The following is a 22,717-nucleotide window of genomic DNA, read 5'->3' as shown; positions in this document are numbered from 1 at the left end:
CGGCACGAGGGCGGGGGCGCTGCGAGCGCCCCCGTCAGCCCTGCGCGTACCGCAGGACGCCCCACATGGCGTGTTCCTCCGCCGGGGACGCCCCCTCGGTGACGCGGCAGCGGTCCAGCCCGGCCCGCAGGGCCTCCGTGTCCACGCCCCGGCCGATCAGGACGAGCTGGGTGAGCCGTTCCTCGGCCCGTGCCCAGGAGGAGCGGTAGAAGCGCAGGAAGTCGCCCACGGCGTGGACGGTGAACTTGTGCTTGTGCCCGGCTATGCCGAAGTACACGAAGCCCTTGATCCGGTAGAGGCCCTCCGGGCGGCTGTCGAGGAACTCCATCAGCCGCCGCGGGTCCATGGGCTCTTCGGAGACGAACTCGACGCTCTCGTAGGCGGCGTGCAGGTGTCCGCCGTGGCCGCAGCCGTCAGGGCAGGCGTGGCCGTGGTCCTCGTGCCCGTGGGCGTCCTGCTCGTCGTCGGCGGACAGGTCCTCGAAGGACAGCTGCCGCGTCGTCGAGGGGTCGTCCTCGCGCGGCTTGCGGTCGAAGAGCAGCTCGGGGTCGATGCGCCCGTAGGAGGCGGGCACGACGGGCGTGCCGGGGCCGAGCCCGGCCAGCGTGCCGAGGATCTCCGCGCGGGCCTCGTCGCCGACCCTGTCGGCCTTGTTGAGGACGACGAGGTCGGCGATGGCCACGTGCCGGTCGAGCTCCGGGTGCCGGGCGCGGGTGGCGGCGAACTCGGCCGCGTCGACCACCTCGACGAGGCCGCCGTAGACGATGTCCTTGTTGTCGCTGGCGAGGATCATCCGGATGACCTCCTGCGGCTCCGCCAGGCCGCTGGCCTCGATGACGATGACGTCGATGCGGGCCGTGGGGCGGGAGAGCCGGTCGAGGAAGCCGTCGAGCTCGCTGGTGTCGACGGCGCAGCACAGGCATCCGTTGCCGAGCGAGACCATCGAGTCGACCTGGCCGGCGACGCTCATGGCGTCGATCTCGATGCTGCCGAAGTCGTTGACGATCGCCCCGATGCGGGTGCCCCCGCTTCTCCCCAGGAGGTGGTTGAGGAGCGTGGTCTTGCCCGACCCCAGGAATCCTGCGAGAACGATGACCGGGATCTGTCGCTTGGCCACGGGGGGCGCCTCCATCGTCAGTCGAGCACGGCGGGGACCGGCTGGGGCGGGGGCGGGCCCACGTACCGGGCCGCCGGGCGGATGATCTTGGAGTCGTCCGCCTGCTCCAGGATATTGGCGCTCCAGCCGACGACGCGGGCCGCGCAGAAGGTGGGGGTGAACATCTCGCGCGGCAACCCGCACAGCTCCATGACGACGCCCGCGTAGAACTCGACGTTGGTGTGGAGCTCCCGGCCGGGCTTGAGCTCGGCGAGGATCGCCTCGACCCGGCCCTCGACCTCGACGGCGAAGTCCACGAGGTCCCCGCCGAACTCCCGGGCGATCTCGCGGAGCATCCGGGAGCGGGGGTCCTCGGTGCGGTAGACGGGGTGCCCGAAGCCCATGATCCGTTCGCCCGCGAGGACGCGCTCGCGGATCCAGGAGTCGATGCGGTCGGGCGTGCCGATGGCGTCGAGGGTGTCGAGCGCCCGGCTGGGGGCTCCGCCGTGCAGCGGGCCGGAGAGCGCGCCGATCGCACCGCACAGGCAGGCGGCCAGGTCCGCGCCGGTGGAGGCGATGACGCGAGCGGTGAACGTCGAGGCGTTGAAGCCGTGGTCAATGGTGGAGACGAGGTACCGCTCCACGGCCCGGGCCTTTCGGGCGTCGGGCTCGGCTCCGGTGAGCATGTAGAGGTAGTTGGCGGCGTGCGGCAGGTCGTCGCGCGGCTCCACGGGCTCCAGGCCCTGCCCGAGCCGGTGGAGGGCCGTGAGCAGGGTGGGCACGGCGGCGCAGGCGGCGAGGGCGGCGGCCTCGCGCCCGTCGGCGTCGGTGTCGTACAGCGGGCGGAGCCCGGACGAGGCTCCGAGGAGGGACAGCGCGGTGCGCAGCCCCGCCAGCGGGCCGGAGGCCGCACCGGCGCGGGCGATGCCCGGCAGGGCGTCCCGCACGTCCTGCGGGAGCCGGCGCAGGGCCGCGGTCTCGGCGGCGAAGCGGGCGCGCTGCTGCGCGTCCGGCAGGGAGCCGCGGAACATCAGGTGCCAGACGTCCTCGAAGGACCGGCTCCCGGCGAGTTCGACGGCCGAGTACTGGCGGTAGTGGTAGAAGCCCTCCCGGCCGCGGACGTCGCCGAGGGCGGTGTCGGTGACGACGACGCCGGCGAGTCCACGGGGCACTTCGGTGATCGGCATGGCTGTCCCCTGATCCGTGTGCAGTGGTCGATGTCCAGTGATCGACTGATCGACGTTTTCGGTGATCGATCAAATCTTGATCCGACTGTCCATGCTTGACTCAATAGTTGTCAATGTTGATTCTCATCAACATACGGAGGTGGATAGCGTGTCCCCATGGCGGAGCAGAGAACGAAGGACGGGGCGGCCGGCGGCGCGGAGGGCGGCGCCCCCGGCGGCGAGCGGCTGACCACCCGCGAGGTCGCCGAGCGGCTCGGCGTGAAGCCCGAGACGGTCTACGCGTACGTGAGCCGCGGCCAGCTCACCAGCCGCCGCGGCCCCGGCGGGCGCGGCAGCACCTTCGACGCGCGCGAGGTCGACGCCCTCGTGCGGCGCGGACGGCGCGAGACGGCGTTCGGCGGCGAGACGGCGATCCGTACGGGCATCACGCTCATCGAGAAGGACCGGTACTTCTACCGCGGCGTGGACGCCGTCGCCCTCGCGGAGCGGTACGGCTACGAGGAGGTCGCGGAGTGGCTGTGGACCGGCAGGCTGCGGCCCGGCACCCGGTTCACCGCCCCCGAGGACGGCCTGATCGCGGCGCTCCGCGCGGTGAGCGCCATGCCCGCGCACAGCGGCCCGACCGACCGGCTGCGGGTGGCGGCGATCGCGGCGGCCGCCGCCGACCCGATGCGCTTCGACCTGTCCCCCGAGGCCGTACTGGGCACCGCGCGCGGCCTGATCCCGACGCTGGTCGACGCCCTGCCGGCCGCCGGGCGGCTGCCCCGGGCGGAGGACGGCGGCGTCCCGCTCACCCGCCGGCTGTGGTCCCGGCTGACCGCGCAGGCGCCCGACGAGGCGTCACTGGGCGCCCTGGAGGCGGCTCTCGTGCTGCTCATCGACCACGACCTGGCCGCGTCCACGCTCGCCGTACGGGTGGCCGCCTCGGCCCGCTCCCACCCCTACGCCGCGGTTTCGGCCGGACTCGGGGTGATGGAGGGCCCGCTGCACGGCGCGGCGAGCGGCCTGGCGCACCGGATGCTGACGGAGGTGCTGCAGCGGGGCAGCGCCGGGGCGGTCGTCGCCGACCACCTGCGCGGAGGGCGCCGCGTGCCGGGCCTCGGCCACCGGCTCTACCCGGGGCCCGACCCCCGTGCCGACGCCCTGTTCGCGCGGCTGGAATCCGTACCGGCGGCCGCGGACGCCCTGGAAGCGGCGCGCGAGGTCGAGGCCACGACGGCCCGGCACGTGGCCCTGCACGCCAACGTGGATCTCGCCCTGGCCGTTCTGTCGGTCTCCGCGGAGATGCCGCCCGAAGCCGGGGAGACGGTGTTCGCGGTGGCGCGTACGGCCGGCTGGATCGCGCACGCCCTGGAGGAGTACACGGAGCGTCCGCTCCGGATGCGCCCCACGGGCGCCTACTCGGGCCCCAGGCCGCCCCAGCCCATGCCGTGAGCTTCACCCCTCTCCGCAGTGCGCCGCACGATCAGCGGCAACTCAGGTTAGGCTTACCTTCGTGAGTACGTGTGCGACCGCCTCCCGCTACCTGTCCGAGCCGCTGGCCGGCACCGCCGCCACGGCGCGGACGTGGCTGCTCGTCGAGCAGCCGGGGCCCTGGGGGGCGGACGCGCTGACCGCGAGCCACCTCGACCCCGCCGTCGGGCGGGCGCTGGACGCGGCGGCAGAGGGCACGGGCGTGCGGATCGCCCTGATCCGCCGCCCCGGCCGGCACGCCGACTGCCACCAGCCCGGCGCCCACCGGGTGTTCGCCGCCCACACCGCCCCGGGCCGCTCCTGGATCCGCACCACCGCGGTCACCGACCCCGCGGAGCTGACCCGGCTGGACTTCGCCGCGCTCGGCGCGGGCGAGCACGACGGCCTGTGGGAGGCCTACGAGGGCGACCCGCTGGTGTTCGTGTGCACCAACGGCAAGCGCGACCGCTGCTGCGCACTGCTGGGCCGCCCCCTGGCCGCCGAACTGGCCGCCTCCGGAGCGGAGGCCTGGGAGGTCACCCACATCGGCGGCCACCGCTTCTCCCCCACCCTCTTCGTCCTCCCCTACGGCTACGCCTACGGCCGCGTCACCGCCCACGGCGTCAAGGAGGTGCTGGAGGCCGTCCGCGACCGCCGCATCGTCACCGGTGACTGCCGGGGACGCTCCGCGTGGGAACGCCCGGCCCAGGCCGCCGAGCTCGCGGTGCGCGAACTGACCGGCGAGGAGGGCGCGGACGCCCTCGACGTGACGCGCACCGAGGGGGCGGCGCCCCACTGGTCGGTGACCGTCACCCACACCGACGGCCGCTCCTGGCGGGTGGCCGTCGAGCAAGGGGCCGCGGAACCACCGCGCCCGGAGAGCTGCGGCCGGGCGCCGGGCATACCGGCGCGGATGGACGTGGGAGCCGTCGTCCCCCTCTCCTGAGGGCCGGGAAACCTCCCGCGGGCCGCGGAGGCTTCGGCAGGGGTTACCCCGCCTTCTTCACGAACTCCGTGGTGTAGGTCTTCTCCAGGTCCACCTTGGCGTCCTTGAGCGCCGGGTTGAAGGACTTCAGGACCTGGTGAACGGTCTTCGGCCCGTCCTCGGGCATCACACCGTCCTTGGTGAACATCGGCAGCGTGTTCTTGATCGCCTCGATGTAGAGGTCCTTGCCGCCCTTGGCGTAGTCCTCGGGCATCTTGGCCGCGATCTCCTCCGGCGTGTGCTCGGACATCCACCCGAGGGTCTTCACGAAGGCGTTGGCGAGCTTCTGCACCACGTCCTTGTGGTCGTTGACCCAACCGGTGTTCATGTACAGGCTGGAGGCCGGGTAGAGGCCGCCGAGCGCCTTCCGGGACCCTTCGGGCGTCCGCATGTCGACGAGCACCTTGCCCGCGTCCTTGGCGAGGATCTGCGCCACGGTCGGGTCGGTCGTCATGCCGCCGTCGATGGCGCCCTGCTGGAGCGCGGAGATGAAGGTCTGGCCGGCGCCGACGGCCACGGGCGTGAAGTCACTGACCTTCACCCCGTTCTTCACCGCCAGGTACTTCGTGAGGAAGTCGGTGGAGGAGCCGAGCCCGGTCACGCCGAGCTTCTTGCCCTTGAAGTCCTTGGGCGAGGTCAGGTCGCCCACGGCCTTCTTGGAGACGATCTCCACCTCCCCCGGCGTCTGCGCGAGCTGCACGACGGACTCCACCTGCTTGCCCTTCACCTGCAGGTCGAGCGTGTGGTCGTAGAAGCCCACGACGCCCTGGACGTCGCCGGAGACCAGGGACGTGGTGGCCTGCACGCCCGCGGGCTCGGTGAGCAGGTCGACGGTCACCCCCTCGTCCTGGAAGTAGCCGAGCCGCTGGGTGAGGACCGCCGGCATGTAGATGACCTTGTCCAGGCCGCCCACCATGATCCTGACGACGTCGCCCTTCGCCGCCTCCAGCGCGGAGCTCCGCTTGTTGGTCGAGGCATCGTCGGCACACCCGGCCAGGGTCAGGCACATCGCCGCCGCGAGGGCGCCCACGCGGGCACCGGCGGTCTTGCTGAACGTACGCATCGCTGTTCCTTACGGTCGGAAGTTCGTAGGAGACACAAGGGATGTGCAGGGGGTGGGGTGAGGGTGGGGGATGTGCGGGGCGCCGTGCGGCCGGGTCTCGGGCCGGGCGTCACTCTCCCGCGCCGGAGCCGCCCGGCTTCCAGCGGAAGAGCCTCTTCTCGGCGAAGGTCAGCAGCCCTTCGGCGAGCAGCGCGACGACGGCGAGGATGGCCATGGCCGCGTATACGCCCGCCGTGTTGAAGGTTCCCTGCGAGGCGGAGATCAGCAGTCCGATCCCCTTCGCCGCGCCGAGGTACTCGCCGACGATCGCGCCGATGAGCGCGAAACCGAAGCTGACGTGCAGGCTGGTGAAGATCCAGGAGGTCGCGGAGGGGATGACGACCTGCAGCGTCACCCGCCGGTTGCTCGCGCCCAGGATGCGGGCGTTGGCCACCAGATTGCGGTCGACCTCGCGGGCGCCCTGGAAGGCGTTGAAGAACACGGGGAAGAAGACCAGGACGACTGCCGAGGCGACCTTGGACGCCGGCCCCAGCCCGAAGAGGATCAGGAAGACCGGCACGAGGGCGATCCTCGGCAGCGCGTTGAGGACCTTGATGTACGGGCTGAGGACGTCGGCCAGGAAGCGCACCCGGCCCAGCACGATCCCGAGCACCACGCCACCGGTCACGCCGAACACCCAGCCCAGGAGGGCCTCGTAGAGCGTGTACCAGATCTGCTCGCCCAGCGACCCCTGCGGAGTGCCGTGGAGCGTCCACTGGACGATCTGGTCCCAGATCTTCGACGGCATGGAGAAGTTGAACGGATCGATGACGTTGTTGCGTGCCATCAACTCCCAGGCGCCCAGCACGACGACGAGGACCAGCGCCCGCGCCGCGTACACGGTCAGCTTGCGCCGGCGAACGGCCTTCGCGCGGGCCGCGGTCCGGCTGAGCTTCAGGGAGATGGGAGCACCGACGGACTCGGCGGACTCAAGCGACACGGGAGGCACCCCTCTCACGGGTGATGCGGACCTCTTCACCGAGGGATGACCAGATCTCGCGGTAGATCTCCACGAACTCCGCCACCAGGCGCACGGATTCGACCTTGCGCGGCCGGGGCAGCCGGACCGGGAAGACCTCCTTGACGGTGGCCGGGCCGGCGGTCATCACGACGACCTTGTCGGCGAGGGAGATCGCCTCCTCCAGGTCGTGGGTGACGAAGATGACGGAAGCGGCCCGTCCGCCGGGGCGGGAGCCGCCCCACAGCTCCAGGAGCTCGTCCGACATCAGGGCCCTGGTCTGTACGTCGAGCGCCGAGAAGGGCTCGTCCATCAGCAGGATCTCCGGGTCGCCCACGAAGGTCTGGGCGAGGGCGACGCGCTTGCGCTGGCCGCCGGAGAGCTGGTGCGGATAGCGGTCGGTGAAGGCCGCGAGCCCCACCCGGCCGAGCCATTCGCGCGCCCGGTCCCGCGCCTCGGCCTTGGGTACCCCGCGGAAGCGCGGTCCGGCCATGACATTGGACAGCACCGTGCGCCAGGGGAAGACGGCGTCCTGCTGGAAGACGAAGCCGACTTCCGGCCGGATGCCGGTCACGGGTTCGCCACCGATCAGCACCTCGCCCTCGGTCGGCTCCTCCAGGCCGCTGACCAGGGTGAGCGTGGTGGACTTCCCGCAGCCCGTGGGGCCGACGACGGCCACGAACTCGCCTTGCTCCACGGTCAGATCGAGATCCCGTACCGCCGTGTGCGAGGCGCCCGAGGGCGTACGGAACACCTTGCTCGCTCCGCGCAGCTCGATCGCCGGGGTGTGGCCCGGCGGGGTGCCGCTGATCATCCTTGCCGCCTCCTCTGTGCAGGTTTCCGGCCATGGGGGTGGCCGGTGGTGGAGGCTAGATGTGGCACATGGCGCGCAGACAGCCTTGTGAGCGCTGTGCGGCTTCAGCGCACGAACCCTGTTCTGCTCGTTTTGCTCGCGGTAGAACAACGAAAGCGCCACGGAACCGGCACAGGGGGTCAGGACCGGCTACGTTCGGTCCACAGCGCGGAAACGGAACGGCGCTGAAGCGGAGCCGAACACTCCGGTAAGCGGCCGACCGGTCACCCGGCCGGAGGACGACATCAGGACGAGAAGGAGAGGGGGACACGCATGCGCCCCCGCTGGCCCCGCCGCGTCTTCGCCCAGGTCCTGCTGGTCCAGCTGCTGATCATCACCGGAGTGGCCGGGCTCGCCGCCGGTCTCTTCCTCGCCCCCCTCGCGACGCAGCTCGACGACCAGGCCGAGCGCCGCGCACTGGCCATCGCCCAGGCCACGGCCGCCCAGCCCGGCATCGCGCACAGCCTGCTGGCCGGGCCGCCCTCCCCCGACGGCCAAGTACAGGCCGACGCCGAGCGCATCCGGCTCGCCACCGGGGCGAGTTACGTCGTGGTCGTCGACACCCGCGGCATCCGCTACTCCCACACCGTCCCCGCACGGATCGGGCAGCGCGTCAGCACCGACCCCGGCCGGGCCCTCGACGGGCAGGAGTGGACGGGCATCGGAAGCGGCACCCTCGGCCGCTCCGCGCGCGGCAAAGTGCCCCTGCGCGACGGAGAGGGCGCCATCGTGGGCGCCGTCTCCGTCGGCATCGCCTACGACAACGTGCACGCACTGCTGCTGCGCGCCGTACCGGGCATCCTCATGTACGCGGGTGCGGCCCTCGGTGTCGGGGCGCTCGCCGCGCTCGCCGTCTCCCGCAGGCTCCGCAAGCGGACCCACGGCATCGAACTCACCGAGATCTCCGCCCTCCTGGGCGAGCGCGAAGCCATGCTGCACGGCATCCGCGAGGGCGTCGTCGCCCTCGACCGGCACGGGCGCGTCCGCCTGCTCAACGACGCGGCCGCGCGCCTGCTGGGCATCGGCCAGGACGCCATCGGCCACCCCCTCGACCGCGTCCTGCCACCGGGCCGCACCACGGACGTGCTGGCCGGCCGCGTCACGGGCACCGACCTGCTGACCGTCCGGGACGGGCGGGTGCTCGTCGTCAACCGCAGGGACACCGCCGCCGGCGGCACCGTGGCGACGCTGCGCGACCGCACCGAGCTCGAACAGCTCCGCCGCGAGCTCGACGGCACCCGCGGCCTGACCGACGCGCTGCGCGCCCAGGACCACGAGCACGCCAACCGCCTGCACACCATCGTCGGGCTGCTGGAACTGGGCCTGTACGAGGAGGCGGCGGACTTCGTCGCGGAGGTGACCGGGGCCCACCGGGCGACGGCCGAGCAGGTCACCGAGCGCGTCCGCGACCCGCTGGTGAGCGCCCTGCTGGTGGGCAAGAGCGCGGTCGCGGCGGAGCGCGGCGTCGCGCTGCGGGTGAGCCCGGCGACCCGGCTGCCCGACCGGGTCGTCGACCCGCGCGACCTCGTCACCGTGCTCGGCAACCTCGTGGACAACGCCTTGGACGCAACGGCGGGCGCGACGACCGGAGCGACGACCGGCCCGGGAGACGCAGAGGGCGCGGCGGGCGCGGGGGACGTGGCCGGCACGGAGGGCGCGCGGGGCCCGTCCCACGACGCGCCGTTCGTGGAAGTGGAGCTGCGGGCCGTGGGGGACACGCTCGTCGTCCGGGTGGCGGACAACGGCCCCGGCGTACCGGCCGCGGTCCGCGAACTGGTCTTCACCGACGGCTGGTCCACCAAGGAGGCCGTCCCGCACCGCCGCCGGGGCCTCGGCCTCTCGCTCGTCCGGCGGCTGGCCGAGCGCTACGGCGGCTCGGTACGGGCCGGCGAACGGGACGGCGGCGGCGCCGTGTTCACCGTGGAACTGCCCGAAGCGCTGCGTTTACCTGCCCACCCGGCCCTTCCGGCCCACTCAGCCCACTCGAAGGGGTGACCGATGATCGAGGTCCTGGTCGTGGACGACGACTTCCGCGTCGCCGAGATCAACGCCGCGTACGTGGCGCGGGTTCCCGGCTTCCGCGTCGGCGCCAAGGCGCACAACGCCGCGCAGGCCATGGCCGTTCTGGAGAAGGGCGGCATCGACCTGGTGCTGCTGGACCACTTCCTCCCGGACGAGACCGGCCTGGGGCTGGTCCGCCGGCTGCGGCAGCTCGGCGACCTCACCGACGTGATCATGGTGACGGCGTCGCGCGACGTGGCGACCGTCCAGGCCGCCATGCGCTACGGGGCCCTGCAGTACCTGGTCAAGCCGTTCACCTTCCCCGGCCTACGGGTGAAGCTGGAGGCGTACGCCCAGCTGCGCCGGACCCTCGACGACGCGCAGGAAGCGGGGCAGGACCAGGTCGACCGGATCTTCGGCACCCTGCGCACGGCGGCCACCAGCACGCCGCTGCCCAAGGGGCACTCGGCGCCCACGGCCGAACTGATACGGCAGGTCCTCTCCGACGCCGCGGCCCCGCTGTCCGCGCACGAGGTCGCGGCCCGGTCGGGGCTGAGCCGCTCGACGGCGCAGCGCTACCTGAAGCGGCTGGAGGAGTCGGGGCGGCTGAGCCTGACCCTCAAGTACGGCGAGACGGGGCGCCCGGAGCACCGCTACGCATGGACGGGGCGGTAGCTGCGCCGCTCCGCAGCCCGCTGGGGCGCACGCTGCCCGTCCGCTCACCGCCCGGCCGCTTACCGCCCTGTCGCTCACCGCGTGGCGTCGGTGCGGCTCCGCCGGAGGCATCACGCGGCGCCCGCTCCGGTCAGCGAGCGCACTTCCGTCTCGGCGTGGCCGCCGGCGTCGGCCGGTTCGGCCGAGGTCACCGTGCCGAGCCAGCCGGCGAGGAAGCCCAGGGGGACGGAGACGAGGCCGGGGTTCTCCAGCGGGAAGAAGGCGAAGTCCGCGCCGGGGAAGACCGCGCCCGGCCCGCCGGAGACGACCGGCGAGAGGACGACGAGCACGACCGCCGGGACCAGGCCTCCGTAGACGGACCAGACGGCGCCGCGGGTGGTGAACCGCCGCCAGAAGAGCGTGTAGAGGAGCACGGGCAGGTTCGCGGAGGCCGCGACGGCGAAGGCGAGCCCCACCAGGAAGGCGACGTTGAGGTCCTGGGCCAGCAGCCCCAGCCCGATGGCCACCGCGCCGGTGCCGGCGGCCGCGACGCGCGCGACCGCCACCTCGCTGCGGGGCGTACGGGCACGGCGGCTCAGCGTCCGGTACAGGTCGTGGGCGACCGAGGCCGAGGAGGCCAGCGTGATCCCGGCGACGACCGCCAGGATCGTGGCGAACGCGACGGCGGCGACCACGGCGAAGAGGACCGTGCCGCCGGTGGACCCGGCACCGCCGCCCAGGTCGAGGGCGAGCAGCGGCACGGCGTTGTTCCCGGCGGGGCCCGCGGCCCGTACGGCGTCCGAGCCGAGGATCGCGGCGGCGCCGAACCCGAGCACGATGGTCATCAGGTAGAAGCCGCCGATGAGCCCGATGGACCAGACGACCGAGCGGCGGGCGGCGCGGGCGGTGGGCACCGTGTAGAAGCGCGAGAGGATGTGCGGCAGCCCGGCGGTGCCGAGGACGAGCGCGAGGCCGAGGCTCACGAAGTCCAGCCGGGAGATCCAGCCGCCGCCGTACTTCAGCCCGGGGGCGAGGAAGGCCTGACCGTGGCCGCTGCGGCCGGCCGCCGTGGTGAGCAGGGCGGAGAGGTCGCCGTGGAAGCGCACGAGGACGAGAACGGTGAGGGTGACCGTGCCGCCCAGCAGCAGGACCGCCTTGACGATCTGGATCCAGGTGGCGGCCCGCATGCCGCCGAGGGTGATGTAGACGACCATCAGCACGCCGACGCCGACGACGGTCCAGGCGCGGGCGCCCGCGCCGGTGCCGCCCAGCAGCAGCGTCATCAGGCTGCCCGCGCCGACCATCTGGGCGACGAGGTAGAGCACGGAGACGGTGACGGAGGAGGTTCCGGTCGCGATCCGGACCGGGCGCTCGCGCAGCCGGGTGACCAGGACGTCCGCCAGGGTGAACCGTCCGCAGTTGCGGACGAGTTCGGCGACGAGGAACAGCACGACGAGCCAGGCGACGAGGAAGCCGACGGTGTAGAGCATGCCGTCGTAGCCGTAGAGGGCGATGAGGCCGGTGACGCCGAGGAAGGAGGCGGCGGACATGTAGTCGCCCGCGATGGCGAAACCGTTCTCCAGGGGGCTGAAGAGCCGGCCGCCCGCGTAGAACTCCTCCGGCGAGCCACGGCGCTCACGGCCCACCCAGGTGGTGATGGCCAGCGTGACGAGGACGAAGGCGCAGAACAGCGCGAGGGCAAGAAAGTGGTGAGTACCCGTCATACCCGCTCGCTCCGGGTACGGACCGGTCGGGCGCCGCAGCGCGGCTCCCCCGGGTGCGTCTGCTCCTGGCCGGCCTGCTTCTGGCGGGTCCGTTCCCGGCAGATCTGCTCCTGGCGGGTCTCCAGGGTGACCGCCCAGCGCAGCTCCAGCGCCGCCTGGTCCCGGTACAGCCGCGCGTGGCGGGCATAGGCCCAGGTCAGCAGGAACGTCGTGACGAACTGGGCGAGCCCGGCGAGCATGGCGACATTGAGCGCGCCCGCCACCGGCCGGGCCATCAGCCCGGGGGCTGCCGTGGCCGTCACCACGTACGCCAGGTACCACAGCAGGAAGCCGGCGACTGCCGGGAAGGCGAACCGGCGGTAGCGGCTGCGCACTTCCCGGAAGTCCGCACTGCGCTGGACCTCGCTGTAGACCTCCGGCGCGGAGAGCACCCGGACCGGCTGAATCGTTCCGGCACCGGGGCTTCCGGTACTGCCTCTGTCGTGTTTCTCCACCGCACTCTCCTTGGGTCGCCGAGCCCGGCCGACCGCTGCCCGGTTGACCGCCGTCACCCGCCGCCGAGGACCCAAGGATGGACAGAACGCCGGGATGCGAGCCCGGCCGTCGCCCTGACGTTCACCCCATCAGGTGATGGATGACTCCGGGGGCCGTGCGATGCCGTGCTGGAAGGCGTAGCGCATGGCCTGGGCCCGGTCCCGCGCCCCCGTCTTGGCGAAGAGGTTGTTGATGTGTGTCTTGACCGTCGCCGTACTCACGTGCAGCCTCCGGGCGATCTCGGCATTGGACAGGCCGTCGGCGACCAGCGCCAGCACCTCCGCCTCGCGCGCCGTGAGCCCATCCGGGAGCTCCCGGCGGAGCGGGACCGAGCGGGGGGATGCGAAGGGGGCAGCAGCAGCGGGGTGCGTACCGCCCGCTCCTCCCGCGGCGGCGACCGCGGGATCCGAGAGCCGCTCCAGGAGGCGCCGCTGGATGTTCGGCGACAGCCCCGCCTCTCCCGACATCACGTGCCGGACGGCCCGGACGATCTCCTCACCGCCCGCGTCCTTGGTGAGGTAGCCGCGCGCCCCGGCCCGGAGCGCCGGGAAGAGCGAGTCGTCGTCGGCGTAGGTGGTGAGGACGACGACGTGAGTGGCCGGGTGGCGGGCCCGGATGCGCCGGGTCGCCTCCACTCCGTCGCAGCGCGGCATGCGCAGGTCCATCAGTACGACGTCCGGGGCGTGCTCGGCGACGAGCCGTACGGCCTCCTCCCCGTCGGCCGCCGCCCCGACGACCTCGATGCCGGGCAGCAGACCCAGCAGCATCACGATCCCCTCGCGCACCACTGTCTGGTCGTCCGCGACCACGACGCGCGCGACCCTGTCCGCCGCTCCCCCGGCTCCGCCCTCGCCACCAGCACCGCCACCGGTGCTCACGGCGCCGTCTCCGCCCACCGTCATGCGGGCACCCGCAGACGCACCACGAACCCCTCCTCCCCGGACCCGGCCGGTCCGGCCTCCAGCGAACCGCCCAGCAGCTCGGCACGCTCCCTCATCCCGAGCAGACCGTACCCGGCACCGGTGGCTCCCAGCTCCGCGGACGCTCCGCGCGCCCCGCGGTCACGGACCCAGAGCTCCACCCACCCCTCCAGATAGGTGAACTGCATCTCCACCGGCGCTCCCGGCGCGTGCTTGCGCACATTGGTGAGCGCCTCCTGGGCGACCCTGCGCACCGCCAGCCCGGCCTCCGCGGACAGGCCGCGCGGTTCCCCCGTCACCTCCAGCCGCGCCCCCTCCCCCGCCGCGGACTCCCGGAGGAACTCCTCGACCGGCGTCAGCTCGCCGCGCAGGGCCGACAGCGCCTGCCGGGTCTCGGCCAGGCCCTCGCGGGCCATGCGCCGCGCCGCCACCACCCGGTCCAGGACCTGCTGCCGGCTCTCGTCGCGCTCGATCAGCAGCCGGGCGGCCTCCAGGTGCACCAGCTGCGCGGACAGGCTGTGCGCGAGCACGTCGTGGATCTCCCGGGCGATCCGGGCCCGCTCCGCCAGCGCCGCCGACTCGGCCTCCGCCCGCCGCGCGGCCCGCTCCTGGGCCAGCAGCCGGAACCCCGCCCCCCGCGCCTCGTCGTCCAGCCGGAGCCCGTAGCCGATGAAGGGCAGGGCCAGCACCGTGCCGGCGATCACCACCGCCTGCTCGTCGCTCGCCAGGGCGTACGCCCCCATGGCGACGGCCGAGACGGCCAGCCCGTGGCCTATCGGCAGCCGCTCCATGCCGAGCAGCGCGCACAGGCACCACAGGACCGCCGCCGGCGCGTGCGCCCCCGCCGCCTGCGACACCGCCCCCAGCGCCAGCAGCACCCCCACCAGCGCGAGGGACGGCCCCAGCCGCTGGGCCAACGTGGTGAGGTAGTACGCCCGCACCGCGGCGACGCTGACCCCCAGCCCGGCGGCCAGGACGGCGTACCACCAGCCGTGGAAGGCGCCCTCCCGCAGCACCCCCCAGAGGACCAGGGCGGCCACGGCGGCCCGGACCCCCCACGTCATCACCTGTCTGCGCCGCGGCACCCCCATCCGCAAGAGCGCCTCGCGGGCGGGCCAGGCCGTCCAGTTCTCCATCGGCACGCGCGATCCTTCCACCCTGCCGCCGGGGCGGCCGCCGGCCGTGCGCCGACGAGCGATGCATCCGAACCTACGGCCCGGGCCCCCGGCTCGGATCGGAGCACGGGTGGATGCCGGGTGGAGATGCACGACGGCGCTTTCTCCACCCTGGGGTGGAGAAAGCGCCGGTAAGCCGGGGTCCGCCCCGGGCGGCCCCGATGCGGGAACGCGGTCAGGCGTCGATGCGGGAGCGGTCCAGGGTGGCCGCGGAGTTGGTGATGAACTCCTTGCGGGGCGCCACCTCGTTGCCCATCAGCAGGTCGAAAGCGCGCTCCGCCGCCTCCAGGTCGCTGATGTTGATGCGGCGCAGGGTGCGGTGGCGCGGGTCCATCGTGGTCTCCGCGAGCTGGTCGGCGTCCATCTCGCCCAGGCCCTTGTAGCGCTGGATCGAGTCCTTGTAGCGCACGTTCTTGCGCTCCAGCTCCAGCAGCGTCTGCCGCAGCTCGGCGTCCGAGTACGTGTAGATGTACTTGTCCTGCCCCTTCTTGGGGTGGGTGAGCTCCACGCGGTGCAGCGGGGGCACCGCGGAGAAGACCCGCCCCTCCTCGACCATCGGGCGCATGTAGCGCTGGAAGAGGGTGAGCAGCAGGCAGCGGATGTGCGCGCCGTCGACGTCGGCGTCGGCAAGGAAGATGACCTTGCCGTAGCGGGCCGCGTCGATGTCGAAGGTCCGGCCGGAACCCGCTCCTATGACCTGGATGATCGCGCCGCACTCGGCGTTCTTGAGCATGTCCGAGACCGACGACTTCTGCACGTTGAGGATCTTGCCGCGGATCGGCAGCAGCGCCTGGAACTCGGAGTTCCGGGCGAGCTTGGCCGTACCGAGCGCCGAGTCGCCCTCGACGATGAACAGCTCGCTGCGCTCGACGTCGTCACTGCGGCAGTCGGCAAGCTTGGCCGGCAGCGACGAGGACTCCAGGGCGGTCTTCCGCCGCTGGGCCTCCTTGTGCTGGCGCGCCGCGATGCGGGTGCGGGCCGCGGCGACGACCTTCTCCAGGACGGCCCGCGCCTGCTGCTTGGCGTCGCGCTTGGTGGAGGTCAGGAACGCCTTGAGCTCCTTCGCGACCACGTTCGCCACGATCCGGGAGGCGGCCGAGGTGCCCAGGACCTCCTTGGTCTGTCCCTCGAACTGCGGCTCTGCCAGGCGCACGGTGACGACCGCCGTGAGCCCCTCCATGGCGTCGTCCTTGACGACGTCGTCCTCGGCGACGCGCAGCAGCTTCGACGAGCGCAGCACTTCGTTGACGGTCTTGGTGATCGAACGCTCGAAGCCCGTCACGTGGGTGCCGCCCTTGGGGGTGGCGATGATGTTGACGAACGACTTGACCGTGGCGTCGTAGCCCGTGCCCCAGCGCAGGGCGATGTCCACGCCGAGCTCGCGGGTGACCTCGGTGGGGGTCATGTGGCCGCGGTCGTCCAGGACCGGCACGGTCTCCTTGAAGGTGCCCTGCCCGCTGAGCCGCAGCACGTCGCAGACGGCCTTGTCCTGCGCCAGGTACTCGCAGAACTCGCTGATGCCGCCGTCGTAGCGGAAGACCTCCTCGGTGACCTGCTCGCTGTCGATGCCGCGCTCGTCGCGGACGACGATCGTCAGCCCCGGTACCAGGAAGGCGGTCTGGCGGGCCCGCCCGTAGAGGGTCTCCAGGGAGAGCTTCGCGTCCTTGAGGAAGATCTGCCGGTCCGCCCAGTAGCGGATGCGGGTGCCGACGCGCGCCTTGGGGATCTTCTTTCCCTTGAGCAGGCCGTTGGCCGGGTCGAAGGGGGCGTCCGGGCCGGACTCGGTGAAGATGCCGGGGACGCCGCGGCGGAAGCTGATCGAGTGGGTCCTGCTGTTGCGGTCGACCTCGACGTCCAGGCGCGCGGAGAGCGCGTTGACCACCGACGCGCCGACACCGTGCAGACCGCCGGAGGCCGCGTAGGAGCCGCCGCCGAACTTGCCGCCGGCGTGCAGCTTGGTCATGACGACCTCGACGCCCGACAGCCCGGTCTTGGGCTCGACGTCGACGGGGATGCCGCGGCCGTTGTCGCGCACCTCCACGGAGCCGTCGTCGTGAAGGATCACGTCGATGCGGTCGCAGAAGCCGCCCAGCGCCTCGTCGACGGAATTGTCGATGATCTCCCAGAGGCAGTGCATGAGGCCGCGGCTGTCCGTCGAGCCGATATACATGCCGGGCCGCTTGCGGACGGCTTCCAGGCCTTCGAGGACGAGCAGGTGCCGCGCGGTGTAGTTGGACCCGTCCCGGTCTGCCCCGGTCAGCAGCGCAGTGGACGGCACGGACGTTTCGGCGGTCACGCGGGTTCGCTCCTCGCTGAATTTCTTTTAGGCCCCGGTCGGGCGGGCCGGCGGCCCGGTTGCCGTTCAGAGGGTACCGATGCCTGGTAGAGCCTTTGTGCAGCCACCCGTGGGAACGCCCATGCTAGTCCAGGACTCGATCACACGTTCGATGACACGATGGAGTGACGTGCACATCACGTTCCCTTGGAGGCATGAACCATTTAGGCTCCGGGCACGTCCTCAAGAACACCGGCAAGCCGGCCGGGAGGACGAAAGCCCCCAGCGATGTGAAACCGTAGGCCCACGCAATACGGCTCATTCGCCGCCAACCGTCAAGATCTGGCCGACTCGGAAGCGACTCGGAGGGAACTTTCGAGGAAAAGCCGCGAGCGGGAACGTTTTCGGCCTGGTTGGATGTTGACCCTGGTACGACAGCTCGTCGAGCTAGAGAAGAGGCGACGTGACTACTGTTCTGACCCCCGCGAGCCCGCTGACGGCCGCTGACCGCTGCGACCGGTGCGGCGCTCAGGCCTACCTGCGCGTCGTTCTCATGAGCGGCGGTGAACTGCTCTTCTGCGCCCACCACGGGCGTAAGTTCGAGCCAGAACTCAAGAAGATCGCCGCGGAAATACAGGACGAGACGGAGCGGCTCACCGCCTCCCCGGCGTCTGCGCCCGACGAGGACCGCTGAGTCCGTAGCGGAACGCTGACACATCGCATCCGACGACGAGCGAGGTCCGGCTCCCGGCCGGACAGCCGCGGGCGGCTGCCCCCATCGCGGGGGAAGCCGCCCGCTCTCGTACGCTCCGGCGCACCTTTGCGGTGTGGTTCTTGTGCTTCTGCGGCTGCGCCGCGACGGCGCCCTGCTGAGCGCCGGGAGCGGCCGGAGTCTGCCCCTGCGCCGCCGGAGCCTGCGGCTGAGCGCTCTCGCCGCTGTGCGCCGCCACCAGCGCCGTGTAGGCCGACATCCGCGTGTACACCCCGGGGTACTGCGGCTGCCCGCACCCCGCGCCCCAGGACACCAGGCCCACCAGCTTGCCCTGCGCCACGAGCGGGCCCCCGCTGTCGCCCTGGCACGCGTCGCGCCCGCCCAGAGGCGGCATTCCCGCACACAGCATGGAGGCCCGGCGGAAGACGCCGTCGGCGCTCCCCGGATAGGCGCGCTCGCACGCCGCGTCCTGCAGGATCCGCACCTTCGCCGCGCGCAGGACCTCCGAGTACGTGCCGTTGCCGATCACGTCGCCCCAGCCGTAGACGGTGGCCTTCGCGCCCACCCGGTAGGCGGCGTCGCCCTGCGGTGCCACCGGGATCACGTAGCTCTCCGGCACCTGGGTGCGCAAGGTGAGGACGGCCAGGTCGCCCGCGTTGGTGCCCGGGTCGAACCCGGGGTTCACCCAGGCGTCCCGCGGCTCCATCTCGGCGCCGACGGCGCCTCTCAGGTCATCGCGGCCGACGATGACCCGCAGGTCCCTCGCTTCCCCCACGTCGACGCCGAGCACCTCGCGGCTCAGGCAGTGCGCCGCCGTGACCACCGTCCTGCGGCCCACCAGGACCCCGCCGCAGAACTGCCCGGCCCGGGCTGCCCCGAACCGCTGCCGGCTGCCCAGAGCCACCACCCAGGGCGCCTCCGAGGCCCTGACGGCCTGCCCTCCTACGACCGCACGGTCCGCCACTGCCGGGGCCGGGACCGCGAAGACCAGGGCGATCGATCCGGCCAGCAGACAGCTCAGCGAACGCATACGATCTCCTGACTCTGCGGGTTTCCTTGCACACCCAGAGTCAACCCGCAGGGCGATCGGCGCATCCGGAACCTGGACGGCATGCCTCCGGATCAGCCGTACTGTCACCCGTACGGCCCGCAGGGCCCGGCTCCTCGGGAGAGGTGCCGGGCCCTGCGGGGTCGTCGTCGTCCGACCGGTCCTAGTCGAGGTAGTCGCGCAGGACCTGGGAGCGGGACGGGTGGCGCAGCTTGGACATCGTCTTCGACTCGATCTGGCGGATGCGCTCACGCGTCACGCCGTAGACCTTGCCGATCTCGTCGAGCGTCTTCGGCTGGCCGTCGGTGAGGCCGAAGCGCATGGAGACCACGCCCGCCTCGCGCTCGCTGAGCGTGTCCAGGACGGAGTGCAGCTGCTCCTGGAGCAGGGTGAAGCTGACGGCATCGGCCGGCACGACCGCCTCGGAGTCCTCGATGAGGTCACCGAACTCGCTGTCGCCGTCCTCACCCAGGGGGGTGTGGAGGGAGATCGGCTCACGGCCGTACTTCTGGACCTCGATGACCTTCTCAGGGGTCATGTCGAGCTCCTTGGCCAGCTCCTCCGGGGTGGGCTCGCGGCCCAGGTCCTGGAGCATCTGGCGCTGGACACGCGCGAGCTTGTTGATGACCTCGACCATGTGCACCGGGATACGGATGGTGCGGGCCTGGTCGGCCATCGCGCGCGTGATGGCCTGGCGGATCCACCAGGTGGCATAGGTGGAGAACTTGTAGCCCTTGGTGTAGTCGAACTTCTCGACCGCACGGATCAGACCGAGGTTGCCCTCCTGGATCAGGTCCAGGAAGAGCATGCCGCGGCCGGTGTAGCGCTTGGCCAGCGAGACCACCAGACGGAGGTTGGCCTCCAGGAGGTGGTTCTTGGCGCGGCGCCCGTCCTCGGCGATGATCTCCAGCTCGCGCTTGAGCTTGGGGGCGAGCTTGTCGGAGTTCGCCAGCTTGTCCTCGGCGAACAGGCCCGCCTCGATGCGCTTGGCGAGCTCCACCTCCTGCTCGGCGTTGAGGAGGGGGACCTTGCCGATCTGCTTCAGGTAGTCCTTGACCGGGTCGGCGGTGGCGCCGGCGACGGCGACCTGCTGCGCGGGAGCGTCGTCCTCGTCGTCGTCGGAGAGGACGAAGCCCTTGTTCTCGCCGGTCTCGTCCTCCTCCTCGCCCTTGCCCGGGGTCGGGGTCTCCTCGACGAGGTCCTCGTCGAGGAGCTCGTCGGCGTCCTTCTTCGCGGCGGTCTTCTTGGCCGCCGTCTTCTTGACGGCGGCCTTCTTCGCCACCGTCTTCTTCGCGGCCGCCTTCTTGGTGGCGGCCTTCTTGGCGGGCGCCTCCGCGCTCTCGTCGTCGCCGTACGCCGCCGAGGCGGACGTGGCGGACGCCGAGGACGCGGTCTGCCTGGCCGTGACCGTCTTGGAGGCGACGGTCTTGGTGGCGGTGCGCTTCGCCGGGCTCTTCGCTGCGACGCTCTTGCGGGTGCGCTTGGGCGCCTCGGCGGCACTGACCATCAGCGTCACACCCTCCTCGTCGAGGACCTGGTTGAGGCTGCGCAGAACGTTCTTCCACTGGGTTGGCGGAATCTGGTCAGCCTCGAAGGCCCGACGCACGTCGTCGCCGGCGATCTGCCCCTCGGCCTTTCCCTGCTCGATGAGCGCCATCAGAGACTCGGATTCGGCGATCTCCGGCGGGAGCGTACGGGATGTGCTGGCCGACACGAACAACCTCTCGGAACGATGGAAACGGCTTCCGGCCCCGGCCCGCCCTGCTGGGGGGAACCGGTTCCGACGACCGCCGGCATGGATGAACCGACGGCGCGCGGGTGATGAGATGCAGACGGACACAGCGCCCCGGACGAGGCCCGTATTCCCTCCGCGTCCACCACCTCTTTAGTCATCGCACTGCCTCAAGGAGCGTTACGCCCAATCCCCGTGGCCCGAGTCACACCCCAAAACGGAGCGAATCCCTGCCCAACTGGACAGAACACTCCACTTCCTGGCGTCCCGGTCCGAGTTCCGGGAGGGGCGCCGGCGCCACCGGACGGCTCACGGGTGCGGTCGCGCATCCGGCCGCACGCGTGAGCCCTGGCCCGGCCCGGCGCGTGCGGCCCTTCTGTACGAACCCACTCGTACCGTCCCGCTCCTCTCCGCGGTCAGTGCTCGCGCGGCGCCGGCACCACGCGCTCGACGTCCGGGTGGGCGATGAGCAGCTGCCTCATCGCGGCCTCCGCCCCGGACCCGTCGCCCGCCCCGACGGCGTCGACGATGCGGAGGTGGTGTCCGACACCGGCCTCGGTGGGGCGGTCGCAGCCGCCGGAGGGTGCGCCCGAGACGTGCAGGGCGGAGGAGACGATGCCCGCGAGGTGCTCGAGCATGCGGTTGCCGGCGACCTGCAGGAGCAGGGAGTGGAACTCGGCGTCGGCGCGCGTGAAGGTGAGGGAGTCGCCTTGGGCCAGCGCGTGGCCCATGATCTCGGCCATGTCGGCCAGGCGCTGCTGGACGTCCTCGCGGCCGTGGCCGGCGGCGAGGCGGGCGGCGAGGGGCTCGATCGTCCAGCGCAGCTCGCACAGCTCGCGGCGCTGGTCCTCCCGCTGGGGGCCGAAGGCCCGCCACTCGATGATGTCGGGGTCGAGGAGGTTCCAGTCGCTGACGGGACGGACGCGGGTGCCCACGTTGGGGCGCGCGCTGACGAGGCCCTTGGCCTCGAGGACGCGCAGGGATTCGCGGACGACGGTCCTGGAGACCTCGAAGCGCTGCCCGATCTCCTCGGGGACGAGCGGGCGGTCGGCGCCCAGGTCCCCGGAGACGATCATCTGGCCGAGCTGCTGGACGAGCTGGCCGTGCAGGCCACGGCCCCGGCTGCCGGCGGCCCGGCGGCCGGCACGGCTGAGCTCGGCCTCGCCGTCCCAGGCCGGCGGGGCCCCGCGGTCGTGCCCGGAGGCCTCCGCGTAGGAGTAACGGTCAAGCTCGCCCGGGCCTGCGAGGCCGGAGTCGGCGGGGCGAGCCGCGGTCATCATGGTGTGCGCAAGGGTACTCACGCCTCCTTTGTCGGCGACACCTCGAAGTCCCTTGAGGTCTTTGGTGAAAAGCACACGAAAGGGTGATCGCCCATTACCTCACAATTGACGGCCAAACGGACAGAATCGGGCACTCTCCGAGATGGTCCGTATGCGGAGCGTGATGGCCGCGACCTGCCAACTCCGCACGTGGGAAGGGGCGTCGGGGCTCCCGGAGCGCGCTGCGGCGGGCCTCATCGCGGCCTGCCGCGGAAGACGGCGAGGACATAGGCCCCGAGAAGTGCCGTGAGTGACAACGCGAGCGCCCAGCCGACCGGTTGGGACACCAGCCGCAGGGCGGCCGAGACCCCCCGGTCCATGCCCGAGGGCCATTGCACGACCGCGGCGGCGCGCAGCCTCTCCGGCAGCCCCACGAGCGAGCGGGCCGCGGGCTCGGCGAGCACGCTGCCCAGGACCGGCACCACGAGCGTCGGCACGGCGAGCACCGCGACCATCCCGAGCGCCGCCGACCGGAAGAGCCCGGCGGCGAGCAGCCCCGCCCACGCGCAGCCCAGGGTGAGCGCCGCCCAGCCCGCGAGCATGACGGCCCAGTCACGCGGGAGGGAGACGACGTCGTCGCCGAAGAGGAGCCCGAGGGCGCCGGCGTCGAGGAAGAGGGAGGTGAGGGCGAGGAGGACGGCGGACACGGCGGTGACGGCGAGCTTGGCGGCGAGCAGGCCGAGGCGGCGCGGGACAGTGCCCTGGTCCGGGGCGAGGGCGGGATAGCGGAACTCGTGACCGAAGGCCAGCGCGCCGAGGAGACCGGCCCCGAAGACGGCGGGCGGCAGCGGCAGCAGGGCGGGCCAGCCGGTGAGCACGCGGGGCGCCGGAGCGGACCCCGTCCGGGCGAGGAGGACGGACACGAGCAGCGAGGCCGCGAGCGCGGCGGCCGCGACGATCCAGCCGGTCCGCACGCCGGTGGCGCGGCGCAGCTCGTAGCGCAGCGGCCAGGCGGGGTCGGGGGCCGGGAGCCGAGGGTGGACGCGGGGG

General features: G+C 72.3%; 18 protein-coding genes and 1 pseudogene. 5 read left to right on the top strand and 14 right to left on the bottom strand.

Translation table 11 applies throughout. From position 1 onward, the window contains the following. Positions 1 to 34: 34 nt before the first annotated feature. Together ACSNOG_RS10965 and ACSNOG_RS10960 are read right to left on the bottom strand one after the other, a co-directional pair. On the bottom strand, positions 35 to 1,117 hold the full coding sequence (locus ACSNOG_RS10965; protein WP_436752391.1) for a CobW family GTP-binding protein: 1,083 nt from the start codon (positions 1,115 to 1,117) through the stop codon (positions 35 to 37). 17 nt (positions 1,118 to 1,134) lie between these two features. Beyond that, on the bottom strand, positions 1,135 to 2,283 hold the full coding sequence (locus tag ACSNOG_RS10960) for a citrate synthase/methylcitrate synthase (RefSeq protein WP_436752390.1): 1,149 nt from the start codon (positions 2,281 to 2,283) through the stop codon (positions 1,135 to 1,137). A 156-nt stretch (positions 2,284 to 2,439) separates the two neighbouring features. Between ACSNOG_RS10960 and ACSNOG_RS10955 the strand changes: the two genes are divergently transcribed. Continuing rightward, positions 2,440 to 3,717, top strand: a complete 1,278-nt coding sequence (locus ACSNOG_RS10955; RefSeq protein ID WP_436752389.1) for a citrate/2-methylcitrate synthase — start codon at positions 2,440 to 2,442, stop codon at positions 3,715 to 3,717. A gap of 61 nt (positions 3,718 to 3,778) precedes the next feature. Then, entirely contained in the window at positions 3,779 to 4,681 is a 903-nt protein-coding gene (locus tag ACSNOG_RS10950; RefSeq protein WP_436752388.1) for a sucrase ferredoxin, read from the top strand. Between the two features lie 43 nt (positions 4,682 to 4,724). On the opposite strand, the gene ACSNOG_RS10945 is transcribed toward ACSNOG_RS10950, so the two are convergent. The 3 genes from ACSNOG_RS10945 to ACSNOG_RS10935 all read right to left on the bottom strand — a co-directional run bounded on the left by ACSNOG_RS10945 (position 4,725) and on the right by ACSNOG_RS10935 (position 7,594). After that, a complete protein-coding gene (locus tag ACSNOG_RS10945) occupies positions 4,725 to 5,783 on the bottom strand; it encodes an ABC transporter substrate-binding protein (protein ID WP_436752387.1) in 1,059 nt (352 codons plus the stop codon). A 109-nt stretch (positions 5,784 to 5,892) separates the two neighbouring features. After that, on the bottom strand, positions 5,893 to 6,762 hold the full coding sequence (locus ACSNOG_RS10940) for an ABC transporter permease (protein WP_436752386.1): 870 nt from the start codon (positions 6,760 to 6,762) through the stop codon (positions 5,893 to 5,895). Continuing rightward, positions 6,752 to 7,594: an ABC transporter ATP-binding protein gene (locus tag ACSNOG_RS10935; RefSeq protein ID WP_436752385.1), complete on the bottom strand. Its 843-nt coding sequence runs from the start codon at positions 7,592 to 7,594 to the stop codon at positions 6,752 to 6,754. Before ACSNOG_RS10935 ends, ACSNOG_RS10940 begins: the two co-directional genes overlap by 11 nt. A 312-nt stretch (positions 7,595 to 7,906) precedes the next feature. Here ACSNOG_RS10935 and ACSNOG_RS10930 point away from each other — a divergent pair, with 312 nt between their 5' ends. Both ACSNOG_RS10930 and ACSNOG_RS10925 read left to right on the top strand, forming a co-directional pair. Further along, positions 7,907 to 9,628: an ATP-binding protein gene (locus ACSNOG_RS10930; protein ID WP_436752384.1), complete on the top strand. Its 1,722-nt coding sequence runs from the start codon at positions 7,907 to 7,909 to the stop codon at positions 9,626 to 9,628. Positions 9,629 to 9,631: 3 nt separating this feature from the next. Beyond that, positions 9,632 to 10,309 carry a response regulator gene (locus ACSNOG_RS10925; RefSeq protein WP_436752383.1) on the top strand — a complete coding sequence of 226 codons (678 nt, stop codon included), beginning with the start codon at positions 9,632 to 9,634 and terminating at the stop codon, positions 10,307 to 10,309. A gap of 110 nt (positions 10,310 to 10,419) precedes the next feature. Here the strand turns inward: ACSNOG_RS10925 and ACSNOG_RS10920 are convergent, their stop codons facing one another. The 5 genes from ACSNOG_RS10920 to ACSNOG_RS10900 all read right to left on the bottom strand — a co-directional run bounded on the left by ACSNOG_RS10920 (position 10,420) and on the right by ACSNOG_RS10900 (position 16,937). Beyond that, positions 10,420 to 12,012 carry a solute symporter family protein gene (locus ACSNOG_RS10920; protein ID WP_436752382.1) on the bottom strand — a complete coding sequence of 531 codons (1,593 nt, stop codon included), beginning with the start codon at positions 12,010 to 12,012 and terminating at the stop codon, positions 10,420 to 10,422. Further along, positions 12,009 to 12,506 carry a DUF485 domain-containing protein gene (locus tag ACSNOG_RS10915; protein WP_436752381.1) on the bottom strand — a complete coding sequence of 166 codons (498 nt, stop codon included), beginning with the start codon at positions 12,504 to 12,506 and terminating at the stop codon, positions 12,009 to 12,011. Before ACSNOG_RS10915 ends, ACSNOG_RS10920 begins: the two co-directional genes overlap by 4 nt. Positions 12,507 to 12,635: 129 nt before the next feature. Next, positions 12,636 to 13,313: a response regulator gene (locus tag ACSNOG_RS10910; protein ID WP_436752411.1), complete on the bottom strand. Its 678-nt coding sequence runs from the start codon at positions 13,311 to 13,313 to the stop codon at positions 12,636 to 12,638. Between the two features lie 131 nt (positions 13,314 to 13,444). After that, entirely contained in the window at positions 13,445 to 14,602 is a 1,158-nt protein-coding gene (locus tag ACSNOG_RS10905) for a sensor histidine kinase (RefSeq protein WP_436752410.1), read from the bottom strand. Between the two features lie 214 nt (positions 14,603 to 14,816). Further along, a complete protein-coding gene (locus ACSNOG_RS10900) occupies positions 14,817 to 16,937 on the bottom strand; it encodes a DNA gyrase/topoisomerase IV subunit B (RefSeq protein ID WP_436752380.1) in 2,121 nt (706 codons plus the stop codon). Positions 16,938 to 17,379: 442 nt separating this feature from the next. On the opposite strand from ACSNOG_RS10900, the gene ACSNOG_RS10895 reads away from it, so the two are divergent. Next, complete coding sequence (locus ACSNOG_RS10895) at positions 17,380 to 17,610, top strand: DUF7455 domain-containing protein (protein WP_106674942.1); 231 nt, start codon at positions 17,380 to 17,382, stop codon at positions 17,608 to 17,610. On the opposite strand, the gene ACSNOG_RS10890 is transcribed toward ACSNOG_RS10895, so the two are convergent. The 4 genes and pseudogenes from ACSNOG_RS10890 to ACSNOG_RS10875 all read right to left on the bottom strand — a co-directional run. Next, positions 17,570 to 18,658, bottom strand: coding sequence for a S1 family peptidase (locus ACSNOG_RS10890; protein WP_436752379.1), 1,089 nt, complete (start codon positions 18,656 to 18,658; stop codon positions 17,570 to 17,572). The genes ACSNOG_RS10895 and ACSNOG_RS10890 overlap by 41 nt on opposite strands. Positions 18,659 to 18,839: 181 nt before the next feature. After that, positions 18,840 to 20,390 (bottom strand): RNA polymerase sigma factor, encoded by a 1,551-nt coding sequence (locus ACSNOG_RS10885; RefSeq protein ID WP_436752378.1) that lies wholly within the window; start codon positions 20,388 to 20,390, stop codon positions 18,840 to 18,842. Between the two features lie 434 nt (positions 20,391 to 20,824). Beyond that, positions 20,825 to 21,763, bottom strand: coding sequence for a FadR/GntR family transcriptional regulator (locus tag ACSNOG_RS10880; protein ID WP_168094766.1), 939 nt, complete (start codon positions 21,761 to 21,763; stop codon positions 20,825 to 20,827). 158 nt (positions 21,764 to 21,921) lie between these two features. Further along, positions 21,922 to 22,717 (bottom strand): annotated as a pseudogene (locus ACSNOG_RS10875) (ABC transporter ATP-binding protein); the annotation flags it as partial.

Origin of the sequence: Streptomyces sp. URMC 124 (genome assembly GCF_051386455.1) — a bacterium.
Lineage (GTDB): Bacteria > Actinomycetota > Actinomycetes > Streptomycetales > Streptomycetaceae > Streptomyces.
This window is presented reverse-complemented; position numbering and strand designations above follow the sequence as displayed.